Origin of the sequence: Thioclava sp. FR2 (genome assembly GCF_051200875.1) — a bacterium.
In the GTDB taxonomy this organism is placed as follows: domain Bacteria; phylum Pseudomonadota; class Alphaproteobacteria; order Rhodobacterales; family Rhodobacteraceae; genus Pseudotabrizicola.
The window spans coordinates 2,193,978-2,213,303 of the sequence record NZ_CP195191.1 but is presented as its reverse complement, the minus strand read 5'-3'; the positions used below and the strand labels follow the sequence as shown (position 1 = coordinate 2,213,303).

Genomic DNA, 19,326 nt, shown 5'->3' with positions numbered 1-19,326 from the left:
GCCGGGGTGTGGGGTCGCATCCCGCCCCCGGCGTTTTGTTCCCGTCTAGACCCAGCGAAACACCGCCGCGGCATAGACAAGGCAGAGGGCCGAAGCGCCCCACAGGGGCGTCCCGGCAAAGTAAAGCCAGATGAGATGGATAAAGGCCGATCCAAGCAGGCTGATGAACAGCCGGTCGCCGCGCGTGGTTTCGATACGCAGCACGCCGATGCGTGGTGTTTCGGGAAAGCGAATGGCCAGAATGGTCATCGTGACCAACAGGCTTGCGATCATCCAGAAGAACAGCGCAACCGGCAGCGTCCAGGCCATCCAGCCATTGGCGATCATCGGAGCGAACCAGTCGATCGAGCCGTCTTTTCGTGGCGCAGCCGCGATCAGGGCAATTAGGATAGCCCCCATCACAGCAGCGGCGGAAACCGAGATACGGGTCCAGTTCGCGCGCGGGGCATGGGTTGCGGTCGAGGCAGTCATCACACCCTCCCCAGGGCAAAGCCCTTGGCGATGTAGTTGCGGACAAAATAGATCACGAGAGCACCGGGCACGATCGTCAGCACCCCGGCGGCGGCCAGAACACCCCAGTCCATGCCGCTTGCAGAAACCGTCCGCGTCATCGTGGCCGCAATCGGCTTGGCGTTGACCGAGGTCAGAGTGCGGCTCAGCAACAGTTCCACCCACGAGAACATGAAGCAGAAGAAAGCTGCGACCCCGATGCCAGACGCGATCAGCGGCATGAATATCTTCACGAAGAACTTGGGGAATGAATAGCCGTCGATATAGGCGGTTTCGTCAATTTCCTTCGGCACACCACGCATGAAGCCTTCCAAGATCCACACCGCCAGCGGCACGTTGAACAGGCAATGGGCCAAAGCCACGGCGATATGCGTGTCGAACAGGCCGACGCTGGAATACAGCTGGAAAAAGGGCAGGGCGAACACCGCAGGCGGGGCCATCCGGTTCGTCAACAGCCAGAAGAACAGGTGCTTGTCGCCCATGAACGAATAGCGGCTGAACGCATAGGCCGCAGGCAGGGCAACCGTCAGCGAAATCACCACGTTCATCGTCACATAGATAATCGAGTTGACATATCCCATGTACCAACTGGGATCAGTCAGGATCACCATGTAGTTGCGGAACGTCAGATCATTCGGGAACAGCGTGAAGGTGCTTGTGATTTCGGTATTGGTCTTCAGGCTCATGTTGACCAGCCAGTAGATCGGCACCAACAGGAACAAGAGGTAAAGCGTCATCACAAGGGCAGAGGGTTTCACTTTCATCAGTGGCTCTCCCCGGTTTGGGTTTCGTTGCGGTCCAGATTGGTCATCACGGTGTAAAAGACCCATGACACCAAGAGGATCACGAGGAAGTACATGATCGAGAAGGCAGCAGCCGGGCCAAGGTCGAACTGACCGACAGCCATCTTCACAAGGTCAATCGACAGGAAGGTGGTCGAGTTGCCGGGTCCGCCGCCGGTAACGACGAAGGGCTCGGTATAGATCATGAAGCTGTCCATGAACCGCAACAGAATGGCGATCAGCAGCACGCCCTTCATCTTTGGCAGTTCAATGTAGCGGAACACGGCCCAACGGCTGGCCTGGTCTATCTTGGCGGCCTGATAATAGGCCTGCGGAATGGATTGCAGCCCTGCATAAGCCAACAGCGCCACAAGCGAAGTCCAGTGCCAGACATCCATCACGATGACAGTGATCCAGGCATCCAGCGGGTCGTTGGTGTAGTTGTAGTCGATCCCAAGCGCGGCCAGCGTATGACCCAACAGGCCGATGTCCACGCGCCCGAAAATCTGCCAGATCGTGCCCACGACGTTGAAAGGGATCAGCAAGGGCAGCGCCATCAGAACAAGGCACAAGGACGACCAGAACCCCTTCTTTGGCATGTTCAGCGCAATGAAAATGCCCAGCGGCACCTGAATGGAAAGGATGATCGCGGTAAACAGGATCTGGCGCCCAAGCGCATCATGCAGACGGCTTGAAGTCACCATTTCCTCGAACCACTCCAGCCCCGCCCAGAAGAACTGATTGTTCCCGAAGGTGTCGTTGACCGAATAGTTCACCACGGTCATCAGGGGGATGATCGCAGAGAAAGCCACGATCACCAGCACCGGCAACACAAGGAACCACGCCTTTTGATTGACGGTCTTTTCCATCACGCGGCCTCCCCGCTTACGCGCCAGTCATCGGCATAGACGTTGATCTTGTCGGCAACGAAAGAGACGTGGGTCATGTCTGCCCCCACGGGCATTCCTTCGGGCACCACGATGTTTAGAGATTGGCCAGCAGCTTCGGCCCGTACCAAACGATGGCGGCCGACATCCTCAACGCGCTTGATGATCACGGGCAGGCCGTTGCCTTCGGTCAGCACACAATATTCCGGGCGGATGCCGATTTGGGTGCGGCCCCTTGTTGGCCCATAGGCCGCACCCAGTTCGACCGTGGCGCCTTGCAGCTGCGCCCGGTTTCCGTTGATCTTCGCGTCAAACAGGTTCATCCCCGGCGAGCCGATGAAGTACCCAACAAAGGTATGCGCCGGGGTCTCGAACAACTCTTCCGGCGTGCCCATCTGCACCACGCGCCCGTCATACATCACCACCACCTTGTCAGCGAAGGTCAGCGCCTCGGTCTGGTCATGTGTCACATAGATCATCGTATGGCCAAACTGGCGGTGCAACTGCTTTAGCTGCGTCCGAAGCTCCCACTTCATATGCGGGTCGATCACCGTCAGTGGTTCGTCAAACAGGATCGCGTTCACATCCTCGCGCACCATGCCGCGCCCCAAGGAAATCTTCTGCTTGGCATCGGCGGTCAGGCCTTGGGCCTTCATGCCCAGATTGCCTTCCATCCCGATCATTCGCGCGATTTCCTGCACGCGGGATGCGATATAGCTTGCCTCCATCCCCCGGTTGCGCAGCGGGAAAGCAAGGTTGTCGCGCACCGTCATCGTGTCGTAGACCACCGGGAACTGGAACACCTGCGCGATATTGCGTTCAGCCGTTGCCGCATCGGTCATATCGCTGTCACCAAACAGCACCCGGCCCTGAGACGGGCGCAAGAGCCCCGAAATGATATTCAGCAGCGTTGACTTGCCACAGCCTGACGACCCCAACAGCGCATAGGCCCCGCCATCGTCCCAGACATGGTCCATCTCCTTCAGCGCATAGTCATCATCTGACTTGGGGTTCGCAAAGTAGCTATGCGCCAGATTTTTCAGCGTGATCCGTGCCATCTTACGCGGCCCCCTTCATATCGTGGGTCGCATAGGCCGCCGGTGCCGCCAGCCGCCCATCGGCGTCAAACAGGTAAACATGCGCCGGGTCCAGCCAGACACTGACATCCTGCCCAGGCGTCAGATCATGCACCCCATGCACCAGCCCGACCCAACGGTCGCGGCCATGCAGCACATGCAAAAAGGTTTCCGAGCCGGTGATCTCTGTCACGCCCAGGGAGCAGCGGAATTCGACCGCCTGTCCGGAATGCTTGTTCAATTCCAGATGGTTGGCACGGAACCCAGCCATATAGCGCCCATCGGGAAGGCTTGCGAAAACGCCATCCGCCGGCGCATTCGCATGATCGCCGAAATTGATCCGGTGTCCGTCCTTGAAGCAGGACACAAAATTCATCGGCGGATCGCTGAAGACACGCGCCGTCACCATATCGGCGGGCTGGCGGTAGACCTGCGGCGTCGGGCCAAACTGGGTCACGCGGCCTTCGTGCAGGGCCGCAGTATTGCCGCCCAGCAAAAGCGCTTCTTCCGGCTCTGTTGTCGCATAAACAAAGATCGCCCCCGAAGCTTCAAAGATCCGCGGAATTTCCACCCGCAGTTCTTCGCGCAGCTTGTAGTCAAGGTTCGCCAAAGGTTCGTCCAACAACACCAGACCCGCGCCCTTGACCAAGGCCCGTGCAAGCGCACAACGCTGCTGCTGCCCGCCAGAAAGTTCCAGCGGCTTGCGGTCCAGCATCGGCGTCAGGCGCATCATCTCGGCGGTTTCGCGCACGCGGCGGTCGATCTCGGCCTTGTCTGTTCCCAGAATCCGCAGGGGCGAGGCGATGTTCTCGTAAACGCTCAGACCCGGATAGTTGATGAATTGCTGATAAACCATCGCCACGCCGCGGTCCTGAACGCGCACCCCGGTGACATCCTTGCCATCCCACAGAATGCGACCTTGGGTCGGCGAATCCAAACCGGCCATCAGCCGCATCAGGCTGGTTTTACCCGACAGCGTCGGCCCCAAAAGCACGTTCATCGTGCCCTTTTGCAACGTCAGCGTAGTGGGGTGGATATGAACCCGCCCGCCCACAACCCGCGTCACATTTTGCAGCTCCAGCGCCATCCCCGATCCCTTATTCCGCGGCCGGGCTGACAGCCCGATCCTTCGTCATGAATTCCTCCAGCGCGGCGATCTGGGCGGCCGTCAACCGCAGCCCCAGTTTTGACCGCCGCCACACGACATCCGCCGCATGCCGCGCCCATTCCCTCTGCATCAGCCAATTCACCTCGGCCTCGGTCAGCGTCGCCCCGAAATCGCGGCCCAGATCAGCAAAGGTCTTGGCCTGTCCCAGCACATCAAACGCTTCGGTCCCATAGGCCCGGACCAGACGTGCCGCGTGATAATCGGACAAGAACGCAAACCGTGCCTTCAGCTTGGCCACCAGATCGGCCACGCCATCCTGCGGGAAATTCCCGCCCGGCAGCGGCACCCGTGCCGTCCATTTGTCCTTGGTGCCCGGAAAGAAGGGCAGGATCTTTTCCATCGCGCTTTCGGCCAACCGCCGATAGGTGGTGATCTTGCCGCCAAAGACGTTCAGCAGCGGCGCCCCGTTCTGATCCAGCGACAGAACATAATCCCGCGTCGCAGCGGTCGCCGACTTTGCGCCATCATTATACAGCGGACGCACCCCGGAATAGGTCCAGACCACGTCCTCTTTGGTCAGCGGCTTTGCGAAATACTTGGACGCAAAGGCCAGCAGATAATCACGCTCTTCATCCGTGCATTTCGCCGTTCCGGGCGCGCCCTGATGATCCTTGTCCGTCGTTCCGATCAGGGTGAAATCCTGCTCGTAGGGAATGGCAAAGATGATCCGGCCATCTTCGCCTTGAAAGAAATAGCAGCGGTCATGGTCAAACAGGCGCTTGGTCACGATATGGCTGCCGCGCACAAGGCGCACGCCTTCGGTCGAGTTGATGCGGGCCACATTACGGATCACATCTTCAACCCAAGGCCCGCCCGCATTGACCAGCACCTTGGCGTGATGCGTGGCGCAGCCATTCGGCCCTTCCACCTCAACCACCCAATGTCCCTCGGCGCGGCTGGCGCTGACCACCTTGGTCCCCACCATGATCCTTGCACCACGCGCCTCGGCATCACGCGCATTCAAGACCACCAGTCGAGAATCCTCGACCCAGCAATCCGAATATTCATAGGCCTTTCGGAATTTCGGGTTCAGAGCCTCGCCGGCTTTGTCGGTCGTCAGATCCAACGTGCGGGTCGAGGGCAGAATCTTCCGCCCGCCCATCGTGTCATAAAGGAACAGCCCAAGGCGAATAAGCCAAGCCGGACGACGCCCTTTCATCCATGGCATCACCACGCCCAAAAGGCGGCTGGTCGGCGTGTCAGTCTCGAACCGCATGTCGCGGTGATAAGGCAGCACAAAGCGCATCGGCCAGCTGATATGCGGCATCGCCACCAGAAGCGTCTCGCGCTCTTCCAGTGCCTCGCGCACCAGACGGAATTCGAAATATTCCAGATAGCGCAAACCGCCGTGGAACAGCTTGGTCGAGGCAGACGACGTGGCCTGCGCCAGATCTCCCTGCTCGGCCAGCACCACCGAGAGTCCGCGGCCCGAAGCATCCCGCGCGATCCCGCAGCCGTTAATGCCGCCACCAATGATGAAGAGATCGGCCACCGCAGGCCGCCCAGCATCTGACACGTCGTAGTCCTCCCAGGGAAAGTCTTGGCCTTCCACGGGCTGCACCCTGCACCGACTCTCTTTCGTGGGTCAATAGAGTTTTTTCGTTTTTGCGCGTTTTGTTTGGAAACGAACATTTGAAAACAGTGACCCTACGTCATATTCTGGCCATATCGGTGATGTTGCTGCAAACGCACAAAAACGAATGCAGGTGCAGCACAAAGAGTGAGTGGGTGACAGGGCGACCGATGCGTGCCAAAAATGGGTCAGCGCCTGTGCGAAAGGGAGGAAATTTTGGCCATCAATATCCGCCAGACCGAGATCCTCGAAATCGTGCGGTCCGAAGGGCGCGCTGTCGTCGAAGATCTCGCCCAGCGCTTTGACGTCACCCTGCAAACCATTCGCCGGGATCTGACCGAGCTTTCCGAAGCAGGGTTTCTTGACCGCGTTCACGGTGGGGCTGTTCCACGCACGGGCGTGTCGAACATCGGCTATGAGGCGCGGCGCAAGATGAATGAGGGCGCAAAGGCCGCAATCGCCAAGGCCTGTGCGGCGATGATCCCCGACAATTCCTCGATGATCCTGAACCTAGGCACCACGACCGAGGCTGTCGCACGAGAACTGATCAACCATCGCAACATCACGGTCGTGACGAACAACATGAACGTGGCCAACATTCTGGTCGCCAACCCCGGCTGCGAAATCATGGTGGCGGGTGGGATGCTGCGACGCTCTGACGGCGGTCTGGTCGGCGAACTCACCACGCAATTCATCGAACAGTTCAAGGTCGATTTCGCGGTGATCGGCACCTCTGCGCTGGACCGTGACGGTGATCTGTTGGACTTCGACCTTGCCGAGGTGCGGGTCAGCCGTGCGATCCTGCGGCAAGCACGGCAAAGTTTTCTGGTCTGCGACCAGTCGAAACTAGGCCGCTCTGCCCCCGCCCGCATCGCGAGCCTTTCAGAACTGGATGCGGTCTTTACCGACCGTGCCCTGCCGGGAAACCTGATGCAGGCCTGCGACGGTTGGGGCACCAAGGTTGTGGTGGCGGGGTGATACTTCGCCCAAAGCAAGGGGGCTCTGCCCCCTATCAGCGCTTTGGCTGGGGCCAAAGCGCTGACCCCGGGATATTTAGACCAAGATAAAGGGCAAGAGCCGTCAGGCGAAGCTGAAGCTCTTGGCCAGTGGCAGACTGCGGGCACGGGTGCCCGTCAGGGCGAAAAGCGCATTCGCCAAGGCCGGGGCCGCAGGTGGCGTTCCGGGTTCGCCAATGCCGCGGATTGGGCCGCCACTTTCTAAAATGCGCACCTGAATGTCCGGCACCTGAGAGGCACGCAGAGGTTCATAATCCCAGAAATTCTGTTGCACGACTTTGCCGTCTTCAAAGCCGATTTCGCCACGAATGGCAGCGGTCAGGCCATAGACCATCGCGCCTGTGACCTGCGCCTCGATGTTCTTCGGGTCCAGCGCCAAGCCGACATCGACCGCCGCCCAAGCGCCGGTCAGACGAATGCCTTCGGGGCTGTTTTCAACCTCGATGACCTCGGCCGTTGGCACGCCAAAGGACAGGCAGAACGCAACGCCAAGCGAACGGCCCGGACGCGGGCTGTTCCAGTTCGACATCTCGGCCACGGCCTCTAGGACTTTGCGCGACGGGTCATGTGACATTTGGTTCAGCCGGAAAGCCAGAGGATCGACCCCGGTCAGATGGGCCAGTTCATCCATCGCGCAATCATGGAAGAACCCATTCACACTGGCACCGACCGACCGCCAGAAACCCAACGGCACAGTCTTTGGCGCGCGATAGGCCGCGACGCGGTACTGCGGGAAAGCATAAGGTTGTTCCCAAGCGCCTTGGGCAATCGTGGCATCCGGCCCGGCCAAGGGCAGGTTTGCGCGCTCGGCCAAGGTTTCCATGATGGATGGCGAGGCCGTGGCGAAATCAAAGCTTTCGACGCGGCCATCTTTGACCGTCGCCTTGATGCGCCCGATGGCCATGGGCCTGTACATATCATGCGACATGTCTTCTTCGCGGCTCCAAGTGACCAGAACCGGGGTGCCTTCCATGGCTTTTGCGACTTGGGCCGCAAGAACCGAGGCGTCAACCTCGGCCCGCCGCCCAAAGCCACCGCCCATGACGGTCGTGTGCAACTCGACGGCCTCCGCCTCGATCCCCACGGCCTTGGCCGCAAAATCGCGCGCCAGACCAGGTGCCTGGGTGCCAACCCAAAGCGTCAGTTTGCCATCCTTGAACTGGGCGGTTGCCTGCATCGGTTCCATCGTTGCATGGGCCAGATGCGGCACGTCATATTCGGCTTCGAACGCCTCTCCGGTCGCGGTGGTGACATCCCCTTCGTCGCGCATGGTCGCATCCAGCGTCTCAGCGGTGAACGAGGCTGCGATCTGGGCGCGCATCTCGGCGCTGCTCGCGGGGTAGGAAGCTGGCGCCCAATCAAACGAGATCGCCTCGGCGGCCTGAATAGCATGCCAAGTGGTCGCGGCAACGACAGCAACACCACCCGCCAGCGCAATGACCTTTTCCACCCCTGGCATCGCCAAGGCGGCGCTGTCGTCAAATCCGTTCATTGCCGCGCCAAGGGCAGGGTTCATCTTGACCGTGGCAAACTTCATCCCCGGAAGGCGGATGTCGCCCGCGAAACTTGCCGTGCCGGTGGATTTCGCCACCATGTCCACGCGGGGCAAGGATTTCCCAAGCAGCTTCCACTCGGAGCGCGGTTTCAGCGGGGGGGTGTCCGGCAGGTCGACCGCCGCTGCCGCCTCGGCCAGTTCCGTATAGGCCAGCCGCGTGCCATCGGGCGCCACCACGGCACCCGCATCCGTGGTCAGTTGCGCGGCATCAAGGCCCAGCCGATCCGCTGCCGCCGCAATCAGCGCCGCCCGCGCCACGGCACCTGCCGCGCGCATCTTCTCATAGCCATCGGGGATCGAGGTTGATCCGCCGGTCAATTGGATCGCCAGAAACTTCGCAGGAATCGCCATGGCATGGCGCATCGTCTCTGCGGCCCAGGATTGGTCGGTGGGCGCAAACGGAACCCCATCTTCCAGCATGGCGCCATTGTAATAGGCTTTCGCTGGTGGGCCATGCATCACCCGAACCTCATCCCAAGGCAGATCCAGCTCCTCGGCGACCAAGGCGGCAAGGGTTGACTGGATGCCCTGACCCATCTCGGCCCGCGGCGTGACGATCGTCACACCCGACGGATCGATCAGCACATAGGGCGTGATCGCCCCAATGCCGTCGCCCGAAACCAATGGGTTGGCATAGGGCGTCTTGTAGCGCCAAGTGCCAAAGGCGACGCCGCCCAGTATAGCGGCCGAGCCGATCAGAAAAGTTCTGCGGGCAATGGTTTTGATCCGCCCCATCTCACACCTCCTGCAGACGCTTGGCTGCGTCCTGCACAGCGGCCCGGATGCGCGGATAGGTTCCGCAGCGGCACAGATTGCCGCTCATCGCCTCGTCGATCTCCGCCACGCTGGGCGTCGGGTTCTCCGCCAAAAGCGCAGCGGCCTGCATGATCTGGCCCGACTGACAGTAACCGCATTGCGCCACCTGCGCCTCGATCCACGCCGCCTGCACCGCGTGCAAGGCCGAGGGCGTGCCCAATCCCTCGATCGTCAGAACCTCTGCCCCGGCCACATCCCCCAACGCGGTCTGGCACGACCGTACCGCCACGCCGTCGACATGCACCGTGCAGGCGCCACAGGCCGCAACGCCGCACCCATATTTCGTGCCCGTCAAGCCAAGACCATCGCGCAGCGCCCAAAGCAGCGGCGTGTCATCGGGCAGATCAATCGTGGCACTGCTGCCATTCACCGTCACTGTCGTGGCCATCGGGACCTCCTCTTACATATCTGACAAATTGGTATTATTTTGTCAGTATGTCAATTGACAAAAGAAAACAAAATTGTCAGATCGTCAGGAAGGGGCTATGCAAAGCTGATGGACGGGTCAGACAAGATCAGAGAACGGCAGGAAACCATTCAGGCGGCGGCCATGCAGGCCTTCGCCGCGCATGGTTATCGCCGCACGTCGATGGATGACATAGCGCGGCATACGGGCATGTCCCGCTCGGCCCTGTATCTGCACTACAAGAACAAAGAAGATATCTTCCGCGCTCTGGTCGAAACCTTCTTCGCCACCGCGATTGCAGATATGGAGACCGCCCTTTTTGCCCCCGGACAAACCCCGGAACAGGCGCTGACAGCGGCCTTTCGGGCCAAGGATGGGGCGCTGATGGAACTGGTCTTTGCCTCTCCCCACGGCGCAGAGTTGATGGAGGCCGGGGCGACTGTCACGGGTGACATCATGCAGCGGGGTGAGGCGGCAAAGATTGAAATCCTCACCCGCTGGCTAAAGACCCTGACCCCGCCCGAGGATATCGGCCCCCCAGAAACCGTGGCGCGCACCATCCTTACCTCGGCGATGGGGCTGAAATTCCCCGGCCAAACGCTGGAAGGCTACCGCCAAGGCCAGAAACACCTTGCCCGCCTCTTTGCCCGGGCTATCGCGGGCTAAGGGCCACTATCGAAAGAACCACCATTCAAGGTTTTCTGTCACCTCTCCCAGATGGCAGGAATAGATGCTCAGCGGGGCAACCTGTTCGCCCTTGATCCAGTCCGAAAGCGTGACGGTATCCGCATCGCCCACCGCCGATAGCGTGCTTTTCAGGTGAACCCGCTGCACCCCCAAGGACAGGGCCTTGTAGGTCTCGATGATGGTCTTGGCGATCTTGGTCGGATCAGGGGAATTATAGGCCGACTTGTAAATCCAATCACGCGCATCTGATGCGCCGGGATAGTCAATTGGCGCAATCCGGAACTGTTCCCAGATGTTATCGGCAATGTAGCTGTTGACCGCGCCAACGCTGAAATACTTCACCTGAGTGTCGGTCCGCAGAATCTTTTCCAACAGACAATTGCCGCTGTTTCGGTTCCACTCCGGCTCGCTGCTGGCGGCTATGGCGCTACGAATGGCGGCCAGGTTGTTCCGCACGATCTGCTCACCCTGTGCGATCCGCTCTTCCACTGAAATCGGGTTCGCAACCAAATCTGGCGGCACCTGCGAAAGTGCAAGCTCGTACCAGAACTCCTCGATCAGGACGCCCCGGTTGAAAGACCGACCATCGGCAGAATCGTTCGGCCACAGGAATTCCCCCGAAGGTGCACCTCCGGCCGAGACAACGATCTGGGTCGGGTCAAGCCCCGCGTAAGATCCCGGCACTTCATTTCCCAACATGTCAATCGCGGCGCGGGCAAAGCCGGTGATCGACGTCGCACGGTCGTCACGAAGCTTGGCATTGGTCTCCTCTGATCCTGTGCAGTCGGAATAGCCAGTGATGCGCAACCCTACCGCATAGAACTTACGGCTGATCGGCGCATAGATGATGTCATAGACCGAGGCGCGGGCAAGGATCGTCGTCACCTCCAGCGCGACGTCTTCTGTCCATTTCGCCGTATCAAGGGCGCTGGCCCCGACGCCAAAATTGGTCAGCGTATGGCTTGTCAGATTCCAATAATCTGCCGGGGCCTCGCCCGATGGCTGGGCATCGGTCACAATCACCCATTCAGAAACGTTATAGGGTGTTGTGAAAGACGCAGCGATTTCGGCCTCATCGTCGTATTGGCAGGCCCCCTCCGAAAGGGGGCCGGGGTCATTTCCCTCCGACCCTCCGCTGCTAGGGGGCGGCGGGGCGGTGGTCGGCGTCCCCGAGGTGGCGCTGCTGACGCCCATTGTTTCCGCCCGCGCGGCATCATTCAATGCTGGGCTGAAACTGCCTGGGTCGCCGGGCGCATCGGCTTGGCGCCGCAACTCGTTCATCGTTGCCACACGTTCCGTCGGTGTTACGGGCGGCGGGGCCTTCGCTTCTTTGGCCAATGACGCGGCAACGTCGGCGGTCTTGTTCCCCAGTGACGTCGCCTGTTGCAGCGCGTCTTTCATCGCCTCGCCAGACAATGTGCCCGCCTGCGTGGCCACCGCTTGTGCCACATCGGCAATCTTGCCAAGGGCCGTGCCAAGCGTCGCGGCCTGTGACATGTCTCGGAACATGTCCCCCGTCCGCAACGTCGTCATCGCTTCGGTCAGGCCCGTCGGCATCGCCCAATTGGTCGGAACTTGCGGCTGAAGCGTAATGTTCAGCGGAACCTCTGGTCCCACCTGTTCCGAAATTGCCCGAATATAGTCCGGGCTAAAGGCGATCCCCTCGATTCCGGGGGCGGCATTGGGAATCGGGCTATCCTGCCAATTGTGGAACCGATACGGGTCGATGAATTCCGACGCGTTGGAACGGCCCAGCACCGCCTCCCCAAAGACGCCGGGCGTTGGCAGATGGACAATCTCGGTCACAGGCCGCGCCCGCGCTGTCGCCAGATAGGCGTCCAACCCATCAAGATAGCGTTGCAGCGGAGAGGTGATCGGGTCGATCTCGTCCTTTGGCAGGTCCGGCAATTCGGGCAAATCCGGCAAATTGGGCCTTCCCGGTTCCACGGGCTTTGGCCTGTCGCCATCAATCGCATCATTTGCGGGTCGCACATCCAGCAACTGAATGTCGAACCGATGTTCCCCCGCGCCCTCTCTGCGCGGCAGTGCAAGCGGGCTCCACAGCGTGAAGAACCCCTTATGGTCTGGCCGTGTCGCCGTCCCCGCAAGGCGCTGCGCCGACCCGCTCTCCGCATCTGCACGGAAAGTGCCAGAGGCCACGCTGCGGGCTTCTCCTTTGCCGGGTTGGATCAAGATGTACAGCACCGACGCCAGCTGCCGCCCGCCCTGACGGTCTCCCTCCAGTCGCAGCGCCATAACGCCTTCGGCATCCGTCTCGACCCGGCCCTGACCCGTCAGAACCCGCGCCCGACCCCGCCCATCGCCCGGGCTGATCGTGGCCCGGAACGCAAAGACCTGCGCGCTGTTCGGGCTGCCAACCGCCGGCATCGAGGCCAGTTCTGGCGGAGGTGCCGCCTTGACAGGCGCCGCCCGCAGCGACGCCACCGTCGCCTGCGGCAAAAGCCCCGGCCCCACCCGCAGATCCCGCAGCGCAAAGATCAGATGATTGTCGACCATCCCCAAAGGATTGGGGTCAATGAACCGCGTCAACGGCACCGTGCCCAGCCCAAGATGCTCGATGGCATCCACCACCTGCTCATCCTCGATCTTGGTCATCAGATACTTGGTCACGCCATATTTGTTGAACGTGAACCAGCCCAAAATCTCGTCGATCGTTCGCGTCGGATTGATGTCGGCCACGCCATCCAGATAGGCCGCAATCGCGTCATTGGCCGAAAAGCTGCCCGAGGCGGTTCCACGTTCCAGTGACGACCAGCTAAAGAAAAAGCTCTGCGTCTGCGGCACGTCCTGCTGATTGCCGTTCTGATCCGTCAGCGTATAGGTCACGTCCAGCGCGATCTCGACCCCGGCCGACCCGTTCAACAACCGATACAGCCCCGCATCCACATCATCGTGCAGATTATTGGTCTTATTGGTGACCGAGATCTCGTTGAACTCCATGCCATTCAGATCGACAACCTTCTTCGCGCTGTCGATCAACTCATGCAATTCGCGCCGCAGCGCCGCCTGAAAACTGGTTGTAAAACTCCATGTCAGGGCTTCATCGGCATCAATCCCCGACAGATTGCCGAAATCGTCGACTTCCTTGTCGGTAACATCCAGCACATCATAATCGACATAAGTGGCCCCGCCCTTCAGCTCCAGATCAAGGCTGTCCTCGATCCGGCTGCCGCTGACTTGAAACTTCACCACCGGATTGGCGTCATCCAACTCTACCTGACAGGCCGCCGTATAGGCCCGGGTCCGATGCACCTGAACGCGGGTGATATGGATCGACCCCTCCGGGTCAAAGGCCGCATTGGCATCGGTATAGCCGCGAATAACGCTGTCCCACGCGTCATATTTCCGTGGCACCCGCGCTCGCAACAGGGGCGCCACCACATCCCAAATCGAAATCACATTCTCGATGGTGAAATTGATCGGCCTGAATGGCAAAAACAGCACCGGGCGCAGGCTGTCTGGCCCTGTGGTCACGATGTATTTCTGCAAGATCTCGTAATACTGCACCGTCAAAGCATGCGAATGGTTGTAGTTCGTCACGTTGCGCGTCTGCCCGCGCTGCCGACCCGTCTGGCGGTCCTCCACGATCACCGTGGAAAACAGCGACCGGACATTGGCCGCATTCTGCGTCGTGCTGTCCGAGATATTCTGGCTGACCTCGCCCAAAACTTCCCGCGACCCGCCGGTTTCCGATTTGACCACCCCCTGCAACGACCCTTTCGAGGTGACATAGCTGCCGCCAATACCGCCCGCAGAACTGTTGGTCGTCGCGTTGCCCCCTTGCGCACCAACATTCACCGGCAATTGGGCTAGCTGCATCAGGTCCAGATTTGCCGCGCCGCCCACGGTGTTCGACATGGCCCGTCCGCCGCCATAGCCCGCGGTCAGGCCAAAGCCCGTCGTCTTGGTCGTGGCGTCGATGTCGGTCTGCCCGTAAAGATGCTCGACCGCCGTCGCTTCCACCACCTCGTTGATCGCGCGCTTCTGGTCGAAAGACGCGCTTAGCCGCTCGCTGGCCGTGCTGTTCTCCTCCCGCGCCGATTGCTGCCGCGCCGCCCAATCCAGCACCGAGATGTTGCGGCTTTCGCCGGGCGCCAGCGCCAGCGAATGCACGATCTCGCCCAGATGGCTGCCCGCGTTCAGCCAACGCTGCCGGAACAGCGCAAGATAGCCGATCCATCCTTTGAATGAACTGCGTGCAAACAGAGGCCCCAGCGCCAGACTGGGCCAAGGCTCATCCACCGAGGTCAGAACCGTAACGGGCACTTGCGCGAAATCAAACGGCAGGTCGCGGACATAATTTGAAAGCCGCACCTTGGTCTGGGTCGCGCCAACCGGCTCTGGCAACAGCCAATCCGGGGCCGAGGGCCGCTCGCAATAGGGCGGAAAGGCACAACCCCGCACCCATTGCCGCGCTTCCAGATAGGGGGCGTAAGAGGCAAGAGCGCCTACCGTTTCCATGCCCAATGTGTCGCCAATCAAATCGCCCACCGCATCATCCACCGATTTCAGATCGTAGGACGGGGTCGCACCGAAATCCTCGGCAGCCGCGGCAGCATCCTGTTTGTCGGCGTCGATGTATAGGGCGATCCCGGACTCGAAGGCATCCTCGTCCGATCCGTTTGCCAAGGCCATCAACAGCTCCGAGTCGCGACACGGCGGCCAGGCGGCCAGTTGCGCGACGGTGTAAATGCCCAATGCGTGAAGCTTCGCGATGCCCTCAGGGTCTGAAATGCTTTTCAGAACGGAAAGGGACCCTTTGACCGGTGATGACATATCAACGTTCCTCAATGGGGATCAAAATTTTTGTCGAAAATCGAATCGTCTGAAATGAAAAAAGGTCCGTAATGGTCTCAAAGACCAAGGCGATCTGTCTACCCTTTTTGCAATCACAGGGATATTAAGTCGTGGCGGCTCTCTGCCGTCTTGCCGCTATTGGTTCTTGGAAAATCCATTCTTTCAGATACTTAGAATAGAAAAGCTTTGCGGATAACCTGCTGCCTCAGAGGCAGTCTCAGCCTTCGATTCATCGCGATCTCGCCCAGTCTTTGCCGAAGTCGGCAGCCGCAATCGGTCGAAACCAGACAAAGAAAGCGCCTTCGGACAGCTGCCCTTGCTGTTCCCCGCCCGCTTTTATCTTGGCCTCAAATATCCCACAGGGGCGCGGATTTGCCTGCAAATCCGCAGGGGGGGTGTGAAACCCCCCAACGCCAGTCCGGTCTCTTCCCAGAAGGGGCAGAAACAGGCGCGCTTGAAGGGTGGCCAAAAAAAACGGCAGGTCTTGTGGAATCGCAGCGGAGCAAATCCGGCGGGGCAAATCCGTCTCTGGGCGTGCTCGTCCAGATGCCACTTCTTGATCAGTTTTTCTTTCGCAGGAAAACGGGCGTCAGCAGACCGAAGAATTGCCAAAGATTTATGCCTGCTCTGAAAGCACCGGCAAAAACGCCCTTTGCGCCCCAAACGTGAAGATTCGGTAAATCTCCGACGCTAACGCATTGATTTCAAGAGAACAAAAAAACGTCCCCGACGGGGACGGTCTTTTCTGCGCCGATTTTGAAAGGAGTGGTGGCGAGGGAGGGACTCGAACCCTCGACCTTGCGATTATGAGTCGCACGCTCTAACCAGCTGAGCTACCTAGCCACTGGCGGGCGTCCTATTCGGCCCCGCCGAGGACGTCAAGGGCGAAATTTCATTCTGCCGCATCCAGTTCATGCGCGACCCGCGGCCGACCAGAGGCCGAGACCGAAATCGTGGCCTCTATGAACATGGTCCGGCCCTCGATATCGGCCTCCTTCACCTCGCGATTGACGGTCAGGTGAACATCCACTGCACCCGCCCGCAGCGCCCGGGCGCGGGCCTCGTTTTCCAAGGCGGTTTCCATCGCGGCCAAGGCTGCGTCGCGGTCACTGAAAACCTCGACCCCGCCCGGCAGATGGGCAGCAAAGCGGCCCTCGGCGGGGGAGGTAATGTTGCCGGTCACCCGCTGGCTGACCTGACCCACCACCGCCCCGATCGCATTCGCGACCCCGGCATGTTCTGGCAGGATCATTTCGCATCCCAACGTCTTGCCCACCGCCCCGTAATACGAAGGCGCCGAGGCCCCCAGCCCGATGACCGGAACGCCCAGTCTGGCCGAAATCTGAAGAATGCCGCGGTGCCCGTTCAACCCCGCCCTCAACAGGGGGTGCCGTGCCAGTGTTTCCGCCTGCTCGCCCGCAAAGACCGGGTCTTCTGCGAAAGCCGCTTCCAACAGACATTCGGCAGTTTGCGCGGTCAGTTGATCGACAATCGCCTGTGCCAGCACGACGGGGTCGGTCGCAAAGCGTTCGCCCGCCCCGTTCCGGCGGCGCCCCAAGAGGCGCAGCGCTTTTTCCGAAGCCGCGCCATCCCAACTCTCCAGCCGTCCCAGAACATGGCTTGCATCAGATGGCGTCACGCCAGAGATCATCACCAAGCCCCGGGCCACCAGCCGTTCCAAAGCGGCAGCCTCAAGGCGGGTCGTCAGGGCGGTAGCCAAAGGCATGGGCTCGGTAATCCGGTTTAGCACGGTCATCTCTCGCGCTGTCAACCCGCCCGCCTGCCCGCCCATGGGGACGACAAATCGACCATCATGTTCGCCGCTTGTTTCGGTCGAGAGTGCGCGATCCAGAGCGGCGTGAACCATCGCTCCATGATCGACCGCCAAAAGTGAAACTGGAATCAGCCGCCGTGGTCCAAGCCGCAGCCCACCGGACAGCCCCTCGGTGATCAAATGAACCTCAGAGTCACCGCCGAGTCCGGTCGTCCGCATGGCGACGGCCTCGACCATCGTCCGAAATCCGCCGACCCTTGCGCCTTCGGGGTCAATCTCGGGCAAACCGTCGCGCAGCAGGGCAACGTCCGTGGTGGTGCCTCCGATGTCGGAAACCAGCGCGTCCTTCGCCCCGGTCAACCAGCGGGCCCCGACAATGCTGGCCGCAGGGCCAGAGAGGATTGTCTCAATCGGGCGCTCTCGAACCATCGCAGAGGAAATCAAGGCACCATCGCCGCGGACGACCATCAGGGGGGCGTCGATCCCAACCAGATTCAAATGTCGCTCACAGGCGGCAACCAGCCGGTCGATCATCCCGATCAGCCGCGCATTCAAAACGGCGGTCAAGGCGCGCTTTGGTCCGTTCAAATTTGCTGAAAGCTCATGCGAGCATGTCACGGCTCGCCCGGTTACGCGACGGATCAAGTCGCGGGCCGCGATTTCATGCGCCGGGTTGCGGGTGGCAAAGCGCGATGCCACTGCAAAGCCCATGACCTGTTCACCCAGGTCAGCGACAGCCAGTTCCAATGCAGCAAGGTCTAGCGGCGCAAGTTCTTGCCCAGCATGGCCATGCCCGCCTGCGAACCGCAGAATCGGATCGCCCTTCAACGCCTCATCCAAACCGGCCCGCGCCTCGTCACCGGCGTCAAATCCGATAAAGACCAGCGCCACGCGCCCGCCCTGGCCCTCGACAAGGGCGTTTGTCGCAAGTGTTGTGGACAGCGAGACCAAAGAGATTTCAGAGGCCAGCACACCGGCAGCGGCAAGGGCGGCATCGACGGCGCCGCCAATACCAAGAGCCAGATCTGCCCGGGTGGTCAGCGATTTTGCTTTGCCTATGACCTTTGTCGCGGCCTCGTCCACCACAACAGCGTCGGTATAGGTTCCACCCGTGTCCACACCCAGAAAATAGCCCATCGTCCCGTCCGTCTTTGTCTTGCTTTTGCCCAGCTAGGGTAGTTTTGGGTAAACTTCACCCCCGGATGCGACATTTCCCGTCGCTCTCTGGCGCGTCAGGCGGGCTTGCGGTTCTGAAGCGCTGTTTGGCGGACCAAATCGGCGACATCGTTCAACTGCCGGGACAAGGGCGAGGATTTGCGCCAGACCATACCGATGCTGCGGTTCGGGGCAGGGGTGCCTAACCGCTGTAGCACCACATCGGCTGAGCGTGTTTCGACCGGCAGGGCCATCTCTGGAATCAACGTCACTCCGATACCTGCCCCCACCATCTGAACCAATGTGGCCAGCGAACTGCCCTCCATCATTTCCCGTGTGGCGGTAGGAGAAAGGTTGCAGAAAGCCAAGGCTTGATCCCGGAAACAGTGCCCTTCTTCCAGCAAGAGCAGGCGCATTTCCTTGAGCATCGTGGCATCCGGAACGGGCAAGTCTGCTTCGTCCGAGGGGCGAACGAGGACAAATTCTTCCTCGAACAGGGCGACTTCCGTCAGGGATGGCTCTGAAATTGGCAAAGCCACGATTGCGGCATCCAATCGGGCCTCGATAAGATCGGTAATCAGCTTGCCGGTAACGGCTTCTCGGGGGCGCAAGTCCAGTTCGGGATAGCGGGCCTGTAAAGCCGTAATGACGCCGGGCAAAAGGTAGGGGGCGATGGTGGGGATCACCCCTATCCGAAGGCGGCCCAAAAGCGGATGCTGAGACGCGCGGGCGAGGTCGGAGAGCTCATCGACGGACCGAATGATCTCGCGGGCGCGTTCGGCAAATTCCTCGCCCAAGCCGGTCAGCCTGATTTGGCGGGTTGTGCGTTCAACCAAAGGCGCGCCGATCAGATCCTCCAGTTCTTTGATCTGCATGGAGAGCGCTGGCTGCGAAATCGAACAAACTTCGGCAGCCCTGCCGAAATGGCCAAGGCGGGCCAAAGCCTCGAAATACCTAAGATGCTTCATCGAAAGATTATTCATCAGGAAAAACTATGAGTATTTTCAGAAAATGCAATTGGGCTTTATCAAACTAGGGTGTTAGAACGATTCTACATCTGAGCGAGCGTGCGGCTGGCGTGAAGCTGGCCGCCCCGCGTTTAT

Annotated in this window: 13 protein-coding genes and 1 tRNA gene; 2 read left to right on the top strand and 12 right to left on the bottom strand. The window is 60.4% G+C overall.

The features are described 5' to 3' along the window. Positions 1-45: 45 nt before the first annotated feature. From ACSBLW_RS10825 to glpD, 6 genes are read right to left on the bottom strand one after another with little or no spacing between them, the layout of a single operon-like run. A complete protein-coding gene (locus ACSBLW_RS10825; RefSeq protein ID WP_435256633.1) occupies positions 46-471 on the bottom strand; it encodes a DUF2160 domain-containing protein in 426 nt (141 codons plus the stop codon). Further along, positions 471-1,274, bottom strand: a complete 804-nt coding sequence (locus tag ACSBLW_RS10820; RefSeq protein ID WP_435256632.1) for a carbohydrate ABC transporter permease — start codon at positions 1,272-1,274, stop codon at positions 471-473. Before ACSBLW_RS10820 ends, ACSBLW_RS10825 begins: the two co-directional genes overlap by 1 nt. Then, positions 1,274-2,161 carry a carbohydrate ABC transporter permease gene (locus ACSBLW_RS10815; RefSeq protein ID WP_435256631.1) on the bottom strand — a complete coding sequence of 296 codons (888 nt, stop codon included), beginning with the start codon at positions 2,159-2,161 and terminating at the stop codon, positions 1,274-1,276. The genes ACSBLW_RS10820 and ACSBLW_RS10815 overlap by 1 nt, the downstream gene beginning before the upstream one ends. Next, positions 2,161-3,237 carry an ABC transporter ATP-binding protein gene (locus ACSBLW_RS10810; RefSeq protein WP_435256630.1) on the bottom strand — a complete coding sequence of 359 codons (1,077 nt, stop codon included), beginning with the start codon at positions 3,235-3,237 and terminating at the stop codon, positions 2,161-2,163. The genes ACSBLW_RS10815 and ACSBLW_RS10810 overlap by 1 nt, the downstream gene beginning before the upstream one ends. Position 3,238: 1 nt before the next feature. Then, on the bottom strand, positions 3,239-4,342 hold the full coding sequence (locus ACSBLW_RS10805) for an ABC transporter ATP-binding protein (RefSeq protein ID WP_435256629.1): 1,104 nt from the start codon (positions 4,340-4,342) through the stop codon (positions 3,239-3,241). A 10-nt stretch (positions 4,343-4,352) separates the two neighbouring features. Then, positions 4,353-5,939: a glycerol-3-phosphate dehydrogenase gene (glpD, locus tag ACSBLW_RS10800; RefSeq protein ID WP_435260095.1), complete on the bottom strand. Its 1,587-nt coding sequence runs from the start codon at positions 5,937-5,939 to the stop codon at positions 4,353-4,355. A 273-nt stretch (positions 5,940-6,212) separates the two neighbouring features. On the opposite strand from glpD, the gene ACSBLW_RS10795 reads away from it, so the two are divergent. Continuing rightward, on the top strand, positions 6,213-6,974 hold the full coding sequence (locus tag ACSBLW_RS10795) for a DeoR/GlpR family DNA-binding transcription regulator (RefSeq protein WP_435256628.1): 762 nt from the start codon (positions 6,213-6,215) through the stop codon (positions 6,972-6,974). A 102-nt stretch (positions 6,975-7,076) separates the two neighbouring features. Here ACSBLW_RS10795 and ACSBLW_RS10790 read toward each other — a convergent pair whose 3' ends face one another. Together ACSBLW_RS10790 and ACSBLW_RS10785 are read right to left on the bottom strand one after the other, a co-directional pair. Continuing rightward, positions 7,077-9,302, bottom strand: a complete 2,226-nt coding sequence (locus ACSBLW_RS10790) for a molybdopterin cofactor-binding domain-containing protein (RefSeq protein ID WP_435256627.1) — start codon at positions 9,300-9,302, stop codon at positions 7,077-7,079. 1 nt (position 9,303) lies between these two features. Next, on the bottom strand, positions 9,304-9,771 hold the full coding sequence (locus tag ACSBLW_RS10785; RefSeq protein ID WP_435256626.1) for a (2Fe-2S)-binding protein: 468 nt from the start codon (positions 9,769-9,771) through the stop codon (positions 9,304-9,306). A gap of 108 nt (positions 9,772-9,879) precedes the next feature. On the opposite strand from ACSBLW_RS10785, the gene ACSBLW_RS10780 reads away from it, so the two are divergent. Next, positions 9,880-10,455, top strand: a complete 576-nt coding sequence (locus ACSBLW_RS10780; protein WP_435256625.1) for a TetR/AcrR family transcriptional regulator — start codon at positions 9,880-9,882, stop codon at positions 10,453-10,455. 6 nt (positions 10,456-10,461) lie between these two features. Here the strand turns inward: ACSBLW_RS10780 and ACSBLW_RS10775 are convergent, their stop codons facing one another. The 4 genes from ACSBLW_RS10775 to ACSBLW_RS10760 form a co-directional block, all read right to left on the bottom strand. Further along, positions 10,462-15,273 carry a hypothetical protein gene (locus ACSBLW_RS10775; RefSeq protein WP_435256624.1) on the bottom strand — a complete coding sequence of 1,604 codons (4,812 nt, stop codon included), beginning with the start codon at positions 15,271-15,273 and terminating at the stop codon, positions 10,462-10,464. Between the two features lie 787 nt (positions 15,274-16,060). Then, positions 16,061-16,137 (bottom strand) — tRNA-Met (locus ACSBLW_RS10770). Positions 16,138-16,186: 49 nt separating this feature from the next. After that, the gene (locus ACSBLW_RS10765) at positions 16,187-18,205 is read right to left on the bottom strand and encodes a hydantoinase/oxoprolinase N-terminal domain-containing protein (RefSeq protein WP_435256623.1); all 2,019 of its coding nucleotides are present in this window, start codon (positions 18,203-18,205) and stop codon (positions 16,187-16,189) included. A 95-nt stretch (positions 18,206-18,300) separates the two neighbouring features. Next, positions 18,301-19,206: a LysR substrate-binding domain-containing protein gene (locus ACSBLW_RS10760; protein ID WP_435256622.1), complete on the bottom strand. Its 906-nt coding sequence runs from the start codon at positions 19,204-19,206 to the stop codon at positions 18,301-18,303. Positions 19,207-19,326: the final 120 nt, after the last annotated feature.

Excerpts from the sequence above, each read along its gene's own strand:
- ACSBLW_RS10825 (WP_435256633.1), bottom strand. The coding sequence starts at position 471 with ATGACTGCCTCGACCGCAACCCATGCCCCGCGCGCGAACTGGACCCGT.
- ACSBLW_RS10820 (WP_435256632.1), bottom strand. The coding sequence starts at position 1,274 with ATGAAAGTGAAACCCTCTGCCCTTGTGATGACGCTTTACCTCTTGTTC.
- ACSBLW_RS10815 (WP_435256631.1), bottom strand. The coding sequence starts at position 2,161 with ATGGAAAAGACCGTCAATCAAAAGGCGTGGTTCCTTGTGTTGCCGGTG.
- ACSBLW_RS10810 (WP_435256630.1), bottom strand. The coding sequence starts at position 3,237 with ATGGCACGGATCACGCTGAAAAATCTGGCGCATAGCTACTTTGCGAAC.
- ACSBLW_RS10805 (WP_435256629.1), bottom strand. The coding sequence starts at position 4,342 with ATGGCGCTGGAGCTGCAAAATGTGACGCGGGTTGTGGGCGGGCGGGTT.
- ACSBLW_RS10790 (WP_435256627.1), bottom strand. The coding sequence starts at position 9,302 with ATGGGGCGGATCAAAACCATTGCCCGCAGAACTTTTCTGATCGGCTCG.
- ACSBLW_RS10785 (WP_435256626.1), bottom strand. The coding sequence starts at position 9,771 with ATGGCCACGACAGTGACGGTGAATGGCAGCAGTGCCACGATTGATCTG.
- ACSBLW_RS10780 (WP_435256625.1), top strand. The coding sequence starts at position 9,880 with ATGGACGGGTCAGACAAGATCAGAGAACGGCAGGAAACCATTCAGGCG.
- ACSBLW_RS10775 (WP_435256624.1), bottom strand. The coding sequence starts at position 15,273 with ATGTCATCACCGGTCAAAGGGTCCCTTTCCGTTCTGAAAAGCATTTCA.
- ACSBLW_RS10765 (WP_435256623.1), bottom strand. The coding sequence starts at position 18,205 with ATGGGCTATTTTCTGGGTGTGGACACGGGTGGAACCTATACCGACGCT.
- ACSBLW_RS10760 (WP_435256622.1), bottom strand. The coding sequence starts at position 19,206 with ATGAATAATCTTTCGATGAAGCATCTTAGGTATTTCGAGGCTTTGGCC.